The organism is Desulfocurvus sp. DL1XJH-121 (assembly GCF_054819825.1).
The window spans coordinates 1-240 of record NZ_JBTVWW010000190.1 but is presented as its reverse complement, the minus strand read 5'-3'; the positions used below and the strand labels follow the sequence as shown (position 1 = coordinate 240).

The 240-nt window shown below is 50.0% G+C and carries 1 protein-coding gene; it reads right to left on the bottom strand.

Annotated elements, in window-relative coordinates:
- Positions 1–240: MFS transporter (locus ACYYG1_RS17830; RefSeq protein ID WP_461211668.1), on the bottom strand; the 240-nt coding region annotated here is incomplete at both ends.

Here is a 240-nt window from a genome sequence, read left to right as displayed (position 1 = left end):
AACGCCATGATAAAGGCCGCCGCTCCAGCCAAGGTGCTCAACAGGCACAACCCGGTCATGGCAATCTGGGAATATGATATGCTGGCGACGACAAAGCCCAGCAGCATCCCGCTGTTGTTGGCCATCACCAAAACGCCCATGTTTTCTACCTTGCTCGCATCAGAATGCATTTTTAAAAAGAACATCATGAATGAGAGCCAGGTTGCACTTGCAATGCCGGAAATAACGTTGCCAATCAAG